At 72.9% G+C, this 18,155-nt stretch carries 10 protein-coding genes; 8 read left to right on the plus strand and 2 right to left on the minus strand.

All coding sequences use genetic code 11. The annotated features are described in order from the left end of the window. Positions 1-43: 43 nt before the first annotated feature. Positions 44-1,285 (minus strand): Ig-like domain-containing protein, encoded by a 1,242-nt coding sequence (locus tag ACFW48_RS37005; RefSeq protein WP_386322807.1) that lies wholly within the window; start codon positions 1,283-1,285, stop codon positions 44-46. 171 nt (positions 1,286-1,456) lie between these two features. On the opposite strand from ACFW48_RS37005, the gene glgX reads away from it, so the two are divergent. From glgX to ACFW48_RS37040, 7 genes are all read left to right on the plus strand, one after another. After that, positions 1,457-3,724 carry a glycogen debranching protein GlgX gene (gene glgX / locus ACFW48_RS37010; protein ID WP_386322809.1) on the plus strand — a complete coding sequence of 756 codons (2,268 nt, stop codon included), beginning with the start codon at positions 1,457-1,459 and terminating at the stop codon, positions 3,722-3,724. Between the two features lie 83 nt (positions 3,725-3,807). After that, the gene (locus tag ACFW48_RS37015) at positions 3,808-5,640 is read left to right on the plus strand and encodes an ABC transporter ATP-binding protein (protein ID WP_386322810.1); all 1,833 of its coding nucleotides are present in this window, start codon (positions 3,808-3,810) and stop codon (positions 5,638-5,640) included. Beyond that, entirely contained in the window at positions 5,637-7,508 is a 1,872-nt protein-coding gene (locus tag ACFW48_RS37020) for an ABC transporter ATP-binding protein (RefSeq protein WP_386322812.1), read from the plus strand. Before ACFW48_RS37015 ends, ACFW48_RS37020 begins: the two co-directional genes overlap by 4 nt. Before the next feature lie 49 nt (positions 7,509-7,557). Then, positions 7,558-9,375 (plus strand): ABC transporter transmembrane domain-containing protein, encoded by a 1,818-nt coding sequence (locus ACFW48_RS37025; RefSeq protein WP_386322814.1) that lies wholly within the window; start codon positions 7,558-7,560, stop codon positions 9,373-9,375. Then, positions 9,372-11,153 (plus strand): ABC transporter ATP-binding protein, encoded by a 1,782-nt coding sequence (locus tag ACFW48_RS37030; RefSeq protein WP_386322815.1) that lies wholly within the window; start codon positions 9,372-9,374, stop codon positions 11,151-11,153. Before ACFW48_RS37025 ends, ACFW48_RS37030 begins: the two co-directional genes overlap by 4 nt. A 289-nt stretch (positions 11,154-11,442) precedes the next feature. Then, a complete protein-coding gene (locus ACFW48_RS37035; RefSeq protein WP_386322816.1) occupies positions 11,443-13,482 on the plus strand; it encodes a M4 family metallopeptidase in 2,040 nt (679 codons plus the stop codon). A gap of 130 nt (positions 13,483-13,612) precedes the next feature. After that, positions 13,613-14,122, plus strand: a complete 510-nt coding sequence (locus ACFW48_RS37040) for a DUF1990 domain-containing protein (protein WP_337305395.1) — start codon at positions 13,613-13,615, stop codon at positions 14,120-14,122. Between the two features lie 42 nt (positions 14,123-14,164). On the opposite strand, the gene ACFW48_RS37045 is transcribed toward ACFW48_RS37040, so the two are convergent. Next, positions 14,165-16,783 (minus strand): glycosyltransferase family 1 protein, encoded by a 2,619-nt coding sequence (locus ACFW48_RS37045; RefSeq protein ID WP_386322819.1) that lies wholly within the window; start codon positions 16,781-16,783, stop codon positions 14,165-14,167. 310 nt (positions 16,784-17,093) lie between these two features. Here ACFW48_RS37045 and ACFW48_RS37050 point away from each other — a divergent pair. After that, the coding region (locus tag ACFW48_RS37050) for a maltotransferase domain-containing protein (protein WP_386322821.1) at positions 17,094-18,155 on the plus strand (1,062 nt) is incomplete at its 3' end.

Consider the following 18,155-nt stretch of genomic DNA (forward strand, 5'->3'; position numbering starts at 1 on the left):
TTCCGTACCGAGTTGGCGGCCGGGTGCCGGATTCGCGCCGGCGTCACTTCACCGCACTGCCCGCTTTCCAGTCCTTCCAGTTCATGTTCCAGCCACCGAGCCCGTTGTCGGGGGCGACCTTCTTGTCCTTGCTGTGGACCACCTCGACGACGTCACCGATCAGGCTGCGGTCGAAGAACCAGCCCGCCGGGGTGTCGGAACCGCCGCCCTTGACGTCGCGCAGACCCACGCAGCCGTGACTGACGTTGGCCCGGCCGAAGGTGTCCTCCGGTGCCCAGTAATTGCCGTGCAGGAAGGTGCCGGAGCTGGTCAGACGGATGGCGTGCGGGACGTCGGGGATGTCGTACTCGCCGCCGAAGCCGACCGTGCGGCTGTTCATGCGGGTGACGTCGAGCATCTCGGTGATCACCATCTTGCCGTTGTAGGTGGGGGTCGTCGGCGCCCCCGCCGTGATCGGCACGGTGGTCAGCAGCGTGCCGTCCCGGCGCACCTGCATGGTCCGCTTGGCCGCGTCGACGAGCGAGACCTGGCTGCGGCCGACGGTGAAGGAGAACGTCTTGTGCTGGAGCCCGTACACCCCCGGCGCGCCCTCGACGTCCCGCAGGTGCAGGTCGACGGTGACCTTGGTGCCGGGCTTCCAGTAGTTCTTGGGGCGGAAGTCCAGGCGGTCCTTGCCGAACCAGTGGGGGCGGACCTCGGTGGCGGGCTTCGCGGTCACCGAGACGGCGCGTTCGACGGCGGCGCGGTCGGTGATCTCCCGGTTGAACTCCAGCGAAACGATCATGCCGGTGCCGACGACCGAGCGGTTCTCGGGAGCGACGTACCCGATGAAGCGCTCCTCGGGGACGTAGGTGGTGAAAGTGGTGTGCCGGGCCGAGCGGCGCCCCTGGCCGTCCAGGGCGACGGCGTCGACCGTGTACTTCGCGGCGAGCGCCAGCCGGTCGTCGTCGGGTTCCCAGCGCAGGCCGTCGTCGGAGATCCGGCCGGGTACCGGGGTCTCCTGCGCGTCCTGCGACTTGACGACCTTCACCGACTCCAGCCGTCCGCCGGGCACTCGCACCGACAGCTTCTTCTCCTCCGGCCGGACGGCCTTGCTGCCGTCGTCCGGGGTGACGCGGATGACGTCCTCGGCTGCGGGGGGTTTGCCGAACACCCCGCCGATGCCGCCGCCGATGCCACCACCGTCCGAGGTGCATCCGGCGGCCCCGGCCAGCAGTCCTGCCCATGTCAGTACGGCGGCCAGAGCGGCCCCCGCGCGCCGTGCGCGCCCATGTACGTGCCTCACATCCACCCGTAACGACCGGTCCGCGCTGGGGAAACGTGAGTGCGAGCCATGCGGTGGGCAGAACAGTGGGGAAGGACGACGCGACGGGGAGCAGCGGTCGGGACACCGCGCGCCCTTCTCCCGTCTTCCCGTCTCTGGCACGTCGTTCCACGAGCCGCAGGAGGCTGACAGGTGTCCAGCGCAGCCGAGCAGGAGGCGGTGGCCGGGAAGCAGGCCGCCGAGGACGGGCGCCCCGCCGTCGTGGTGAACGGCGCGCGGCGTGCCGCGTCACCGCCCGCCGTGCCGGCCTGGCCGGGCACACCGGTGCCGCTGGGCGCCCGGTACCGGACCGGACCGGACCAGGTGGCGGGCACGAACTTCGCGCTGTGGGCGGGCGGGGCGGAGGCGGTGGAGCTGTGCCTGTTCGACGGACCCGGCCCCGGTGGCAGGGAGAGCCGGGTACGGCTGACCGAGCTGACGCACGAGATCTGGCACGGCTTCGTGCCGGGTGTGCGGCCCGGGCAGCGCTACGGATTTAGGGTGCACGGCCGCTGGGACCCGTGGACCGGCGCCCGCTGGAACCCGGCGAAGCTGCTGCTCGACCCGTACGCCCGCGCGGTGGACGGTGACTTCCTGCTGCCCGCCGAGGTGTACGGGCACGTCCGCGACTGGCCCCAGCAGCATGTGGCGGACACCGTGCGCGACGACCGGGACTCGGCGCCGTACGTCCCGAAGGGCGTAGTCGTGCACGACGGCGGCCCCGACGACGAATGGACGTACGACCGGCGCCCGAAGACGCCGTGGGCGGACTCGGTCATCTACGAGCTGCACGTGCGCGGCTTCACCAAGCTGCACCCCGGCATCCCCGAGGAGCTGCGCGGCACGTACGCGGGGCTGGCACACCCCGCGGCGGTCGAGCACCTGACTCGGCTGGGCGTGACGGCGGTGGAGTTGCTGCCGGTGCACCAGTTCGCGCACGAGAGCCATCTCCTCGACCGCGGTCTGAAGAACTACTGGGGCTACAACTCGATCGGCTACTTCGCCCCCCACGCGGCCTACGCGGCCTCCGGTACCACCGGTGAGCAGGTCGGCGAGTTCAAGCGGATGGTGCGCGCGCTGCACGCGGCGGGCATCGAGGTCATCCTCGACGTGGTCTACAACCACACGGCGGAGGCCGGCGAGCTGGGCCCGATGCTGTCCCTGAAGGGCATCGACAACCGCGGCTACTACCGCCTCCAGCCGGACGCCCGCCGGTACGCCGACTACACCGGCTGCGGCAACACCCTGCACGTCGTCCAGCCGCACGTCCTGCGCCTGATCACCGACTCGTTGCGCTACTGGGTGACGGAGATGGGCGTGGACGGCTTCCGCTTCGACCTGGCGGCGGCGCTGGCCCGCTCCATGCACGACGTCGACATGCTGTCCCCGTTCCTCGCGGTGATCGCGCAGGACCCGGTGCTGCGGCGGGTGAAGCTGATCGCCGAGCCGTGGGACGTGGGCTCCGGCGGCTACCAGGTGGGCGCGTTCCCGCCCCTGTGGACGGAGTGGAACGACCGCTACCGCAACGCCGTGCGGGACTTCTGGCGGCACGCGCTGCCGGACGTGCGGGAGATGGGCTACCGCCTGTCGGGCTCCAGCGACCTGTACGCGTGGGGCGGGCGGCGGCCGTACGCGTCGGTCAACTTCGTCACCGCGCACGACGGCTTCACGCTCCGGGACGTGGTGAGTTACGAGCGCAAGCACAACGAGGCCAACGGCGAGGGCAACCGCGACGGCACCGACGACAACCGGTCCTGGAACTGCGGCGCGGAGGGAGAGACGGACGACGAGGACGTACGGGCGCTCAGGCGTCGCCAGCTCCGCAACCTGCTGACCACGCTGCTGCTGTCGACCGGGGTGCCGATGCTGGTCGCGGGCGACGAGCTGGGTCGGACCCAGGGCGGCAGCAACAACGCCTACTGCCAGGACAACGAGATCAGCTGGGTCGACTGGAGCCTGCTGGACGACCCTCAGTGGCGGCCCCTGTTCGAGCTGACCTCCCGGCTGATCGCGCTGCGCCACCGGCACCCGGTGCTGCGCCGCCGGGCGTTCTTCTCCGGCCGGGCGCACTCCGCGGACGGCCTGCGCGACCTGGCCTGGTTCACCGCCCGGGGCACGGAGATGACGGAGCGGGACTGGTACGCGCCCGCCGCCACCCTCGGCATGTACCTCTCCGGGCGGGACATCCCGGGCCGCGACGAGCGCGGCGACCCGATCGTCGACGACAGTTTCCTGGCCGTCCTGCACGCGGGTGACCGGCCGGTCTCCTTCGTGCTGCCGGGGCCGCCCTGGGCGGAGCGGTACGAGGTGGTCGTCGACACCAGCCGGGAGGAGCAGGCCGAGGCACCGGGCGGGACGTACCCGGCGGGGGTGGAGATCACGGTGCCGGCGCGGGCGGTGCTGCTGCTGAAGGTGGGGTGAGCCCGGACGTGCCCCCGTACGACCCCGGTTGAGCGCGAAAACCCGGTGGGCAGTGTCAGTGGTGAACCGTAGGCTCGCTGCTGATGCCCACGACACCCGCCTCCGCCAAGGCCCTCACCGAGGACCGGTCCACCGTGCGCGCCCTGCTGCGGCTGTGGCCCTATGTCCGGCCCGTGCGGGCGCGGTTGGCGACCGCCGCGTGCGTGGCGATCGTCGCCTCCTGCGTGGGGCTGGTGATCCCGCTCGTCCTGAAGTGGATGGTGGACGGGCCGGTCGCCGACCGCGATCCGGCGGGCGTGTGGCTCGGGGCGCTGTACCTGCTCCTCCTCGGGCTGGCGGAGGCGCTGCTGTTCGGGCTGCGGCGGTGGCTGGTGGCCCGGCCGCTGGCGGGCGTCGAGGCGGGGATGCGGGCGGACCTGTACCGGCATCTGCAACGGCTGCCGGTGGCCTTCCACGACCGGTGGGCCTCGGGACAGCTGCTGTCACGCGGGACGACGGACCTGATGCTGCTGCGCATGTTCCTTGCCTTCCCGCTGACGTTCCTGCTGGTCAACGGCGTGACGATCCTTGTCGGCGTGGGCATCATGCTGGTGCAGGACTGGACGCTGGGGCTGGTCGTCCTCGGGCCCGCCATCCCCGTGATGATCACCTGTGCGGTCTTCGAGAAGAAGTACTCCGCGGTGGCGCGGCGCGCGCAGGACCAGGTCGGGGACCTGACGACCGTCGTCGAGGAGAGCGTCCTCGGTATCCGGATCATCAAGGGGTTCGGCCGGCACCGCAGCCAGGCACGGGCCTTCCACGAGCTGTCCCACACGCTGCGCGGGACGGAGCTGCGCAAGGCGCGGCTGCTGGCGGCCATCTGGGCGGTCATCGTGGCGCTGCCGGAGGTGGCGATCGGGGCGGCGCTGGTGGTGGGCACGGTGCGGGTGGCGGACGGGTCGCTGTCGGCGGGGACGCTGGTGGCGTTCCTGTCCACGGCGCTGGCCCTGCGGTGGCCCGTCGAGTCGATCGGCTTCCTGCTGGCGATGAGCCAGGAGGCGGCGACGGCCACGGACCGGTACTTCGAGGTGATGGACGCGGAGGTGGAGGAACCGGGGGCTTCGCACGGGTCTGCGGCCCGGCTGCCCGAAGCCGCGGCAGGTGGGGGCCTGCGGTTCGAGAACGTCCGCTTCCGTTACCCCGACGCACCCCACGACTCCCCGCCCCTCCTCGACGGAGTCGACCTGCACATCCGCCCCGGCGAGTCCATGGCCCTGGTCGGCGCCACCGGCAGCGGCAAGACGACGCTCACCGCGCTCGTCCCCCGCCTCCACGAGGTCACCTCCGGACGGATCACGCTGGACGGCCGGGACATCACCGCCCTGCCCCGCGAGGAGCTGCGTTCCATGGTCGCCGTGGCCTTCGAGGAACCCACGCTGTTCTCGGCGACCGTCGGCGAGAACGTGCTGATGGGGGCCGGTGGCGGCGCCGGTGGGGAGGAACTGGGGCGGGCGCTCGCCGTCGCGCAGGCCGACTTCGCCCACGCCCTGCCCCAGGGCACCGGCACCCAGGTCGGCGAGCAGGGCCTCAGCCTCTCCGGCGGCCAGCGGCAGCGCCTCGCGCTCGCCCGGGCGGTGGTCGGCACACCGAGGTTCCTCGTCCTGGACGACCCGCTGTCCGCGCTGGACGTGCACACGGAGGCCGCCGTGGAGGCCGCCCTGCGGCAGGTCCTCGCGGACACCACCGCCCTGATCGTGGCGCACCGCCCGTCCACGGTGCTGCTCGCCGACCGCGTGGCGCTGCTCTCGGGCGGCCGCGTCACCGCCGTCGGCACCCACCAGGAACTGCTGCGCACCAGCGCCGAGTACGCCCATCTGATGTCCGGGACCGACGGGCACGAGGGTCCCGAGGGGGCCCGGAAAGGGGACGGCCGATGACCGCGCCCACGGCCACCGCGCCGGACAGGGAGCAGCCGGAGGGCGAGCCGGCACCCGAAACCCCGGCCCGCGCGGCCGACGACCTCTTCGACCAGGACGTCCTGCCCAGCCCGCCGGGCGCGACCGCCGTGCTGTTGCGTTCCCTGCTGGCGCCCATGAAGGCCCGCGTCGCCCTCACCACCTTCCTCCTGCTGCTCCAGCAGGCGGCGGTGCAGGCGGGGCCGCTGCTGGTGGCGTACGCCATCGACCGCGCCGTGCCGGCGCTCCGGGACGACGACCACGGTCCGCTGATCGCGGTGGGCGCCGGCTATCTGCTCTGCTCGCTGGCCGCGGGCGCGCTCCAGTACGCGTTCGTCGCCGCCGCGGCCCGCGTCAGCCAGGACGTGCTGCTGGACCTGCGGGGCCGGATCTTCCGGCACGCGCAGGCGCTGAGCGTCGACTTCCACGAGCGCTACACCTCGGGCCGGCTCATCTCCCGCTCGACCACGGACGTGGAGTCGCTGCGCGAACTGCTCGACGAGGGTCTGCAGGAGCTGGTGACGGTCGTCCTCTCCTTCGTCTACATCGCGGCGCTGCTGCTCTGGCTGGACCTGGGCCTGGGCGCGGTCGCGGTGGCGTCGTTCGTGCCGCTGTACGGGCTGGTGCGGGTGTACCAGCGGCGCGCGGGGCGGGTGTACCGGCAGCGGTCCACGGCGATCGCGGCGGTGATCGTGAAGTTCGTGGAGACGATGAACGGCATCCGGCCGGTGCGCGCCTTCCGCCGCGAGGCCGCCAACGACGCCGACTTCGCCGTACTGAACCGGCGCCACGAGCGGACCAACGGCAACGCGCTCCTGGAGATGGCCCGCTACGTCGTCGGTTCCCGGCTGGTCGCCAACACGGCCGTCGCGGGGATCGTGCTGTGGGGCGCCTACCGCGTCGCGGACGGCACGCTGGCGCTCGGCGTGCTGGCGGCGGCGGTGCTGTACCTGCGCCGGCTGTACGACCCGATCGACCGGCTCGGCATGTTCCTGAACTCCTACCAGTCGGCGGCGGCCTCGCTGGAGAAGATCGCCGGACTGCTGGCCCAGACGCCGTCCGTGCCCGAGCCGGCCGCGCCGAAGGAACTGCCACCGCCGGCGTCGGAGCACCCCGGCCGCGAGGTCGTCTTCGACGGGGTCCGCTTCGGCTACCGCACCGGCGGCGAGGTGCTGCCCCGCTTCGACCTGACGATCCCGGCCGGGCAGACGGTCGCCGTCGTGGGCTCGACCGGCGCGGGCAAGTCGACACTGGCCAAGCTGCTCGCCCGGTTCTACGACCCCTCCGACGGCCGGGTCCTGCTGGACGGCACCGACCTGCGCGACCTCGCCGTGCCCGAACTGCGGCGCGGGGTGGTGATGGTGACGCAGGAGGCGTTCCTGTTCTCCGGCACGGTCGCCGAGAACATCGCCATCGGCCGCCCGGAGGCCACCCGGGAGGAGATCGAGGGTGCCGCGAAGGCGATCGGCGCCCACGACTTCATCGCCGCGCTGCCCGACGGCTACGACACGGACGTCCGCAAGCGGGGCGGCCGTATCTCCGCCGGGCAACGGCAACTCGTGGCGTTCGCACGCGCGTTGCTCGCCGATCCGGCGGTGCTGATCCTGGACGAGGCGACCAGCTCGCTGGACATCCCCGGTGAGCGGGCGGTGCAGCGGGCGATGGCGACGGTCCTGAAGGGCCGTACGGCGGTCGTGATCGCGCACCGGCTCTCGACCGTGGAGATCGCCGACCGGGTGCTCGTGATGGAGCACGGCGGGATCGTGGAGGACGGCACGCCGGCCGAACTGATCGCCGGTACGGGTCGGTTCGCGGATCTGCACCGTGCCTGGCGGGACAGTCTGGCGTGAGGACGGGACGCCGGGAGAGCCGTACGGAGAACTGGCGGGGGAACCATCGATGATCGACGCGTACGAGGAGCCCGGCACGCCCGACCGCCGGGGCGGCTGGCGCTATCTGGGGTGGCTGGTCCGCCGGCAGTGGCCGCGGTGTCTGGCGGGGGCCGTGTTCGCCAGTGTGTGGATGGTGCTGCTGGCGGCGACACCGTATCTGATGGCCCGGGCGATCGACCACGGCCTGGAGCGGGGTGACCTGGGCGCGCTGGCGGCCTGGACGGGTGCGCTGGTCGCCGTCGGGGCGTTCAACGCCTGGCTGGGCGTCATGCGGCACCGCACGATGACGCGGGTGCGGATGGACGCCAACTTCCGCACGGTCAAGGTGGTCGTCGGGCACGCCACGCGGCTCGGTGCGGCGCTGCGCCGGCAGGTCGGGGCCGGGGAGGTCGTCACCATCGGGGTCGGTGACGTGCAGACCATCAGCACGTCCCTGACGGCCGTGGGGCCGGGCGTCGGCGCGGTCGTCGCCTACGCGGCCGTCGGCGGGCTGATGCTGTCGGTGTCGACCGAGCTCGCCCTGGTGGTGCTGCTCGGCGTGCCGGTGCTCGGGCTCGTGCTGGGGCCGCTCATGGGGCGGTTGCAGGGCAGGGAGACCGAGTACCGGGAGCGGCAGTCCGTGCTGACCGCGCGGATCGGCGACCTCGCGGGCGGGCTGCGGGTGCTGAACGGGCTGGGTGGCAAGGGCCTGGTCTCGGACGCGTTCCGCCGGGACTCGGGGCTGCTGCGCGAGCAGGGCTACCGGGTCGGGGCGGTGACCAGCTGGATCCAGGCCCTCGGGGTGGGCCTGCCGATGCTGTTCCTGGCGCTGGTGACCTGGCTGGGTGCCCGGCTGGCCGCGCAGGGGCGGATCAGCGTGGGCGAACTGGTGTCGGTGTACGGCTATGTGGTGGCGCTGGGGTGGCCGGTGGCGTTCCTCATCGAGATGGCCCACCAGCTCAGCCGGGGCGTGGTGGCCGCCCGCCGCGTCGTCGACTTCCTGCGGCTGGAACCCGAGGCGGACGACGGCACCCGCGCCGCCCCGGCGGAGCCCTCGGTCCTGTACGACCCGGCCTCCGGGGTCCGGGTGCTGCCGGGCCGGCTGACCGCGCTGGCCGGGTCCCGGCCCGCCGACGCCGCCGCCGTGATCGACCGCCTCGGCCGGTACGCCCCGTCGGACGCGACGTGGGGCGGGGTGCCACTGGCCGAGGTGCCGCTCACCCAGGTGCGGGACCGCATCCTGGTCGCGGAGGCGGAGGCCGACCTTTTCGCCGGCACCCTGCGCGACGTGATCGGCGCCGCCGATACGTACCCAGGGGGCGGTGCCGATGTGCGGCTCCGCCACGTGGGCGCGACCAGCCGCAACGAACCCGCAGCCGCCCGACGACCTGCCGAGGCACCCTCGCAGGCGCACCTGAACGCCCTCCACGCGGCCGCCGCCGACGACATCGTCCGGGGCCTCCCCGACGGCCTGGACACCCCCGTCGCCGCCCAGGGCCGCACGCTCTCCGGCGGCCAGCGCCAGCGAATCCGGCTGGCCCGGGCCCTGCTGGCCGATCCCGAGATCCTGCTCGCCGTCGAGCCGACCTCCGCGCTCGACGCCCACACCGAGGCCACAGTGGCGGACCGGCTGCGGGATGCCCGCAAGGGCCGTACGACCGTGGTGGCCGGCACCTCCCCGCTGGTGCTGGACCGGGCCGACGTCGTGCACTACCTGGTCGACGGCAAGGTCATGGCCACCGGCGGCCACCGCGAACTGCTGGCCGCCGAGCCGGGATACCGGGCACTTGTCGCACGGGACGTCGAAGAAGCCGAAGAAGCCGAAGAAGAGGAGCCGGTCCGATGACCACACCGGGACGGCTCCCCGTCGCCGAGCGCGCCGACGTGAGGCGGTCGGTGGCCCAGCTGGTCCGCGCCGACCGACGGGCCTTCGCCCTGGTCCTCGGCCTGAACGCGCTGGCCGCCCTGGCCGGACTGGCGGGCCCGTGGCTGCTGGGCCGGATCGTCGACGAGGTGCGGGCCGGGAGCGGCGTCGGCGCCGTGGACCGGATGGCGCTCGCCATCCTGCTGTGCTCGCTGGCGCAACTGCTGCTGGCCCGCTGGGCGCGCTACGTGGGGCACCGTTTCGGGGAACGGACGCTCGCAAGGGTGCGGGAGCGCTTCGTGGACCGGGCGCTGGCCCTGCCGGCGTCCGTGGTCGAGCGGGCGGGCACCGGGGACCTGACGACCCGCGGCACCGCCGACGTGACCACGGTCGGCACGACACTGCGCGACGCCGGACCCGAGCTGCTGATCAACTCCGTGCAGGCGCTGTTCCTCACCGGCGCGGTGTTCGTACTCGACCCGCTGCTCGGCGCGGTCGGGGTGCTCGGGCTGACGCCGGTCTGGTTCGCACTGCGCTGGTATCTGCGGCGGGCACGGTCCGGTTACCTCGCCGAGGGCGCGGCCACCTCGGACGTCGCCGAGAGCCTCGCCGCCACGGTGGCCGGGGCCCGCACGGTCGAGGCGTTCCGGCTGACCGGCCGGCGCGTCGCGACGAACCGGGAGGCGCTGGAGGTCTCACGGCGCACCCGGTTCCACACGCTGTACCTGCGCAGCGTGTTCTTTCCGGCGGTGGAGATCTCGTACGTCGTCCCCGTGGCGGGCGTGCTGCTGCTCGGCGGTGTCCTGCACGCGCACGGGTCGGTGAGCCTCGGGGCGGTGGTGGCCTGCGCCGTGTACCTCCAGCAGCTGGCCGGGCCGCTCGACGAGGTGCTGATGCGGATCGAGCAGCTCCAGGCCGGCGGCGCCTCGTTCTCCCGGGTGGAGGGGCTGGCGCGCGCTCCGCAGGTGACGGCGGGCGACTCGCCGGTCCCGGCGGACGACCGTATCGACGTGGCCGGGGCGCGGTACGCCTACGACCGGGGCGGCGAGGTGCTGCGCGGGGTGGACCTGACCGTGCGGCCGGGTGAGCGGCTGGCGGTCGTCGGGCCGTCCGGGGCCGGCAAGACCACGCTGAGCCGGTTGCTGGCGGGCGTCGACGCGCCGACCGAGGGTTCGGTGACGGTGGGCGGGGTGCCCGTGGTCGGCCTCGGGCCGGAGCGGCTGCGCCGCCAGGTCGTGCTGGTCACCCAGGAGCACCACGTCTTCCTCGGCACGGTCCGCGACAATCTCCTCATCGCCGAACCGGACGCCGCGGACGAGGAGTTGTGGTCCGCGCTGGCCGCCGTGGGCGCCGAGGAGTGGGTGCGGGCACTGCCCGACGGTCTGGACACCGAGTTGGGCACGGGCGGTCACCGGGCGGACGGATCGCAGGCCCAGCAGCTCGCCCTGGCCCGGGTGGTGCTGGCCGACCCGCACACCCTGATCCTGGACGAGGCCACCGCCCTGCTGGACCCGACGACGGCCCGGCACACCGAGCGCGCCCTGGCCGCCGTACTGGAGGGCCGTACGGTCATCGCCATCGCGCACCGCCTGCACACCGCGCACGACGCCGACCGGGTGGCCGTGATGGAGGACGGCCGGCTGACCGAACTCGGCCCGCACGACGAGCTGGTGGCGGCCGGTGGGGCCTACGCGGCGCTGTGGGGGTCCTGGCACGGGGAGCCGTCGCCCGAGCCGTCACCCGGACCGGCTACTGACTGAGCGGGCAGTCAGTACCACCCCGAAGCATCCCTTCCGTATATCGAACATGAACGCCCGGACAACGAACCATTTCCGGCCAACTTCCTGACGCGCTCCTGACAGGAGGCGCGTTCTCCTGCCACTCTTCCCACGGCCGCTCCACAGCGCCCCCACAGCTTCCCCACCAGCGCTGCGCGGCGGTCAGCTCCTAGCACGTGGTTTCTGCGTACCGAACCAGTACCGCCCGGCCGGCTCACCCGCCGGCCGGTCTCCCCTGGCCGCGCGACCCGCGGCCACGCAGAAGGAGTCAGTGTTGAGCAGCACTCCCCACAGACGCACCTCCCACACCGCGTCCCGCACCACCCACCGCCGCGCCGCCGCCGTCGCCCTGGCCGGTGTCGCCGCGCTGATCGCCACGGCGGTCCAGTCCGGCGCCGCCACCGCGGCGCCCCGGCAGGCCCCCGTTCCGGGCGCCGAGTCCGTCAAGCTCACTCCGGCCCAGCGCGCCGAACTGATCCGTGACGCCGACGCAGCCAAGGCGCGCACGGCCGACCAACTCGGCCTGGGCGCCAAGGAGAAGCTGGTCGTCCGCGACGTGGTCAAGGACCGCGACGGCACCGAGCACACGCGCTACGAGCGCACCTACGACGGACTGCCCGTCCTCGGCGGCGACCTGGTGGTCACCACCGACGCCGGCAAGACCGAGCGGGTCGTGAAGGCCACGCCGAAGGCGATCAAGCCGGCCACCGTGACGCCGAAGATATCCGCCGGCAAGGCCGAGCGGCAGGCCGTGTCCGCCGCGAAGGCCGCCGGCGCCGAGCAGGCCGAGGCCGACCGCGCCCCGCGCAAGGTGATCTGGGCGGCGAACGGCACCCCGGTCCTGGCGTACGAGACGGTCGTGGGCGGCCTCCAGGAGGACGGCACCCCGAACGAGCTGCACGTGGTCACCGACGCCGCCACCGGCGCCAAGCTGTACGAGTACCAGGCGATCCACAACGGCACCGGCAACACCATGTACAGCGGCACGGTGACGCTGGGCACCGCGCAGTCCGGGTCGTCGTACACGCTGACCGACACCACGCGCGGCAATCACAAGACGTACAACCTCAACCGGGGCACCTCCGGCACCGGCACGCTCTTTACCGGCCCCGACGACGTGTGGGGCAACGGCAGTCCGTCCAACGCCGAGACCGCCGCCGCCGACGCCCACTACGGGGCCGCGCTGACCTGGGACTACTACAAGAACGTCCAGGGCCGCTCCGGCATCCGCGGCGACGGTGTGGGCGCCTACTCCCGGGTCCACTACGGCAACAACTACGTCAACGCCTTCTGGTCGGACGGCTGCTTCTGCATGACGTACGGCGACGGCTCCGGCAACGCCAACCCGCTGACGTCCGTCGACGTGGCCGCGCACGAGATGACGCACGGCCTCACCTCCAACACCGCGGGGCTCATCTACAGCGGCGAGTCCGGCGGGCTGAACGAGGCCACCTCCGACATCTTCGGCGCGGCCGTCGAGTTCCACGCCAACAACTCCTCCGACGTCGGTGACTACCTCATCGGCGAGGAGATCGACATCAACGGCGACGGCACCCCGCTGCGCTACATGGACAAGCCCAGCAAGGACGGCGCGTCCAAGGACTACTGGTACTCGGGGATCGGCAACGTCGACGTCCACTACTCGTCCGGCCCGGCCAACCACTTCTTCTACCTGCTGAGCGAGGGCAGCGGCACCAAGACCATCAACGGTGTCACCTACGACTCGCCCACCTCGGACGGCCTCCCGGTCACCGGCATCGGCCGCGAGAAGGCGGCGAAGATCTGGTTCCGGGCGCTGACCACGAAGTTCACGTCGACCACCAACTACGCGGCGGCGCGCACCGGCACCCTCGCGGCGACCGGTGAGCTGTACGGCACCACCAGCACCGAGTACAAGGCGGTGCAGGACGCGTGGGCGGGCATCAACGTCGGCGCCCGGCCGGGCGGCGGCGGGGGCGGTGGCACGTCGTTCGAGAACACCGCCGACGTGGCGATCCCGGACAACGGAGCGGCGGTCACCTCGTCGGTCACCGTGACCGGCCGGACCGGCAACGCGCCCGCCAACCTCCAGGCCGCGGTGGACATCAGGCACACCTGGCGCGGTGACCTGGTGGTCGACCTGCTGGCCCCGGACGGGACCGCGTACCGCCTGAAGAACTCCAGTTCCTCCGACTCGGCGAACGACGTGAACCAGACGTACACGGTGAACGCCTCCTCGGAGACCGCCAACGGCACCTGGAAGCTGCGCGTCCAGGACGTGGCGTCCCGGGACACCGGGTACATCAACTCCTTCAAGCTCACCTTCCCGTAAGGCCCCGCGCGGGGCTCCACGGTCAGGGCGCCGTCCCGGTGGTTCGAATCCCCGGGGCGGCGCCCTCCCCATGGCCTGCCGCCGACACCCGGAACGCGGACTCCAGGGTGTCGGCCTACTCTTGGTGCCCATGTCCTTCACGTACGACGACGTCGGCGCCACCCGCGAACAGGGCCACTGCCCGCCCGGCTTCCGCCCCATGCACGTACGCACGCGCCTCGGGGAGGGCGAACCGGTGTTCCAGCGCGCGGTCGAGGCCGTGCTCACCTGGGAGATGCACCGGGAGATGGGCGTCGGCATCGACGCGAGCGCGGAGCGTGCCGCACCCGGCGTCGACGTCACCGTCACCCTCGCCGGGATGATCAAGGCGCCCTGCCGGGTGGTCTGGACCCTGGACGAGCCCCGCCGGGCCGGCTGGGCCTACGGCACCCTGCCCGGCCACCCCGAGTCCGGCGAGGAGGCCTTCGTGGTGGACCGGACGGGCGACGGCACGGTCTGGCTGACCGTGACCGCCTTCAGCCGCCCCGCCAAGTGGTACGCCAGGGCCGGCGGACCGGCCGCCCGCGCCTTCCAGCACGCCTACGCCCGCCGCTGCGGCACCGTCCTGCGGCGGCTGAGCGGCGGCGACGAGGAGGACTGACCCGCGCTTCCCGGCCGGCCCCACGTCATCTTCCGGCCGGTCTCACCTCATCAGCAGCCCCGCCGCCTCCGCCAGCTCGTCCGACGGCACCGCGACCAGCCCCGGCTCCGCGCCGGACGCCAGCAGCCGGTGCGCGGGCAGGACGCGGACCGTGTAGCCGAAGGGCCCGGTGCGGTCCAGGGCGAGCGGGCCCTCGTACGCCCAGCGGCCCTCCAGGTCGGGGCCGCCCACCGGTTTCAGCGGCACGGTCGCCGCGTCGGTGATCCGGTCCTCGGAGTCCACCCGGCCGGAGACCGCCTGCACCTCGACGTCGTCCGGCGCGAGGTCGCCGAGGTTGACCCGGACCCGCAGCCCGAGCGTCGAGCCCAGCTCCGCCGTGGCGCTCGCGGCGGACGTCTCCACGTGGTCGACGCTCACCCCGGGCCAGGCCGCCCGCACCCGGGCCTTCCACTCGGCCAGCGCGCGGGCGGAGTCCGGGTCCATCGCGCGGTGCGCCTCGGCCGCGGGGGCGTAGAGCCGCTCGACGTACTCGCGGACCATGCGGCCGGCCAGCACCTTGGGCCCGAGCAGGCTCAGGGTCTTGCGGACCATCTCGATCCACCGGTCGGGCAGCCCGCTCGCGCCGCGTTCGTAGAAGCGGGGGGTGATCCGCTGCTCCAGCAGGTCGTAGAGGGCGGCGGCCTCTATGGCGTCGCGCCGGTCCGGGTCGGTGCCCGCGCCGTCGGCGGTGGGGATCGCCCAGCCGAAGTCGGGCTGGTACCACTCGTCCCACCAGCCGTCCAGCACCGACAGGTTGAGGCAGCCGTTGAGCGCCGCCTTCATGCCGGACGTGCCGCACGCCTCCAGGGGGCGGAGGGGGTTGTTCAGCCAGATGTCGCAGCCCGGGTAGAGCTTCTGCGCCATCGCCATGCCGTAGTCCGGCAGGAACACGATCCGGTGCCGCACCCGCGGGTCGTCCGCGAACCGCACCAGCTCCTGCACCAGCCGCTTGCCGCCGTCGTCCGCCGGGTGCGCCTTGCCCGCGACGACGATCTGGATCGGCCGCTCGGAGTGCAGCAGGAGGTCCATCAGGCGGTCGCGGTCGCGCAGCATCAGCGTCAGCCGCTTGTACGACGGGACGCGCCGCGCGAACCCGATGGTGAGCACGTCCGGGTCGAGGACGTCGTCGATCCAGCCCAGTTCGGCGGTGCCGGCGCCGCGCTGCCGCCAGGAGGCGCGCAGCCGCTCCCGCACCTCCTCGACGAGCTGCTCGCGCAGAGTGCGGCGCAGCTCCCAGATGTCCTGGTCGGCGATGTCGGCGACCGAGTCCCAGCGATCCGAGCCGCCGACGGTCAGCGCGTCCTCGGCCCGCTGGACGCCGATCTGCCGGGCACCGAGCCGGAAGACCTCCGGAGCGACCCAGGTCGGCGCGTGCACGCCGTTGGTGACGGAGGTGATCGGTACCTCGTCGGCGTCGAAGCCGGGCCAGAGTCCGGAGAACATCCCCCGGCTGACCCCGCCGTGCAGCAGGGAGACGCCGTTGGCGCGCTGGGCCAGGCGCAGGCCCATCACGGCCATGTTGAAGAGGTTGGGCTCGCCGCCGGGATAGGTCTCCATGCCGAGCCGCAGGACGCGCTCGACGTCGATGCGCGGCAGTTCGGAGTCCGGGCCGAAGTGGCGGGCGACCAGTTCGCGGTCGAAGCGGTCGATGCCGGCCGGGACGGGGGTGTGGGTGGTGAAGACGGTGCCGGCCCGGACCGCCTCCAGTGCGGAGCCGAACTCCAGCCCCTTCTCGCAGAGTTCGGAGATGCGCTCCAGGCCGAGGAAGCCCGCGTGGCCCTCGTTGGTGTGGAACACCTCCGGCGCGGCGTGGCCGGTGAGCCGGCAGTACGTCCGTACCGCCCGGACACCTCCTATGCCCAGCAGCATCTCCTGGAGGAGCCGGTGTTCGCTGCCGCCGCCGTAGAGCCGGTCGGTGACGCCGCGTTCGCCGAGGTCGTTCTCCTCGACGTCCGAGTCGAGCAGCAGCAGCGGCACCCGGCCGACCTGGGCCAGCCAGATACGGGCGCGCAGCTCCCGGCCGCCGGGCAGGGCCAGGGCGACGTGGGCGGGCGTGCCGTCGGTCTCCTTGAGGAGGGCGAGGGGCAACTCGTGGGGGTCGAGGACGGGGTAGTGCTCCTGCTGCCAGCCGTCCCGGGAGAGGGACTGCCGGAAGTAGCCGTGGCGGTAGAGCAGGCCGACGCCGACGAGCGGCACGCCCAGGTCGCTGGCCGCCTTCAGGTGGTCGCCGGCCAGGATGCCGAGGCCGCCGGAGTACTGGGGCAGGGCGGCGGTGATGCCGAACTCGGGCGAGAAGTAGGCGACGGCGGCGGGGAGTCGGCCGGACTGGGCCTGGTACCAGCGGTCGCCGGTCATGTAGTGGTCGAGGTCGTCGGCCACCGCGGTCAGCCGGCGCAGGAAGCGCCGGTCCTGAGCCAGCTCCGCGAGGCGCGCGGGCGGGACGGTGCCGAGCAGCCGCACCGGGTCGCGGCCGGAGGCGGCCCAGCACCCGGGGTCGACGGACTGGAAGAGGTCGCGGGTCTCCGGATGCCAGGACCAGCGCAGATTCCGGGCCAGATCGCTGAGCGGCCGGAGGGGGTCGGGGAGAACGGGACGGACGGTCAGTCGACGAATCGCCTTCACCCCGACGACGTTACCGGCGTGATGTGTCCCTTGCTGGGGCCTTCGCCCTCAGACCTCCGATTCGGCCTGAACGGCGTCCTCCTCGATCGCCGGACGGGCTAATAACCACCGGCGTGTCGATCTCCCGGCGGGGAAGGTGTCCGGTCAGGTCGTCGCGAGTGTCGACATACGCATGAGTAAGTAACAAAGTGCCGGATTGCCCACCCGAAGAGTGTGGGAAGGCTCCTGCGGTACACCCCACACGCACCGCCGCAGGACCCACCTCCCCAGAGTCATCCGCCCACCCTCGTTGACGCGGACAGGAGCGGTCATGCCCGCCACGCACCACTCGCCAGCACCCCCCGCGGCGCCTTCGGAGGCGCCACCCGAGGCACCCCCCGCGGACGGCACCACCGTCGTCGGACGCATCCCCGTCCTGGACGTCCGCCCGATGGTCCGGCAGGGGCGCAGGCCAGCCAAGGCCGTCACCGGCGAGTCCTTCGAGATATCGGCCACCGTGTTCCGCGAGGGGCACGACGCGGTCGCCGCCGACGTCGTCCTCAGAGATCCACGGGGCCGGCCTGGTCCGTGGACGCCGATGCGGGAGCTGGCCCCGGGCACCGACCGCTGGGGGGCCACCGTCACCGCCGGTGAGCCGGGACTCTGGTCGTACACCGTGGAGGCGTGGGGCGATCCGGTGACCACGTGGCGGCACCACGCGCGGATCAAGATTCCGGCGGGGATGGACACCGACCTGGTCCTGGAGGAGGGCGCCCGGCTGTACGAGCGCGCCGCCGCGGACGTGCCCCGGAGCGAGGACCGACGGGTGCTGCTCGCCGCCGTGGACGCGCTGCGGGACGAGACCCGGGCGGCCGCGTCGCGGTTGGCGGCGGCGTTGACGCCGGAGGTGGACGCGGTACTGGCCCGGCATCCGCTGCGGGAGCTGGTCACCACCTCCGACCCGCTGCCCCTGCTCGTCGAGCGCGAACGCGCCCTGTACGGCGCCTGGTACGAGTTCTTCCCCCGCTCCGAAGGCACCCCCGAGCAGCCCCACGGCACCTTCCGCACCGCCGCCCGCCGGCTGCCCGCCATCGCCGCGATGGGCTTCGACGTCGTCTACCTCCCACCCGTCCACCCCATCGGCACCACCCACCGCAAAGGCCGCAACAACACCCTCTCCGCCACCCCCGACGACGTCGGCGTCCCCTGGGCCATCGGCTCCCCCGAAGGCGGCCACGACACCATCCACCCCCAGCTGGGCACGATCGACGACTTCGACCACTTCGTCGCCGAGGCCGCCCGCCTGGACCTGGAAATCGCCCTCGACTTCGCCCTCCAGTGCTCCCCCGACCACCCCTGGGTCCACAAACACCCCGACTGGTTCCACCACCGC

Origin of the sequence: Streptomyces sp. NPDC058812 (genome assembly GCF_042744565.1) — a bacterium.
Taxonomy (GTDB): Bacteria; Actinomycetota; Actinomycetes; order Streptomycetales; family Streptomycetaceae; genus Streptomyces; species Streptomyces thinghirensis.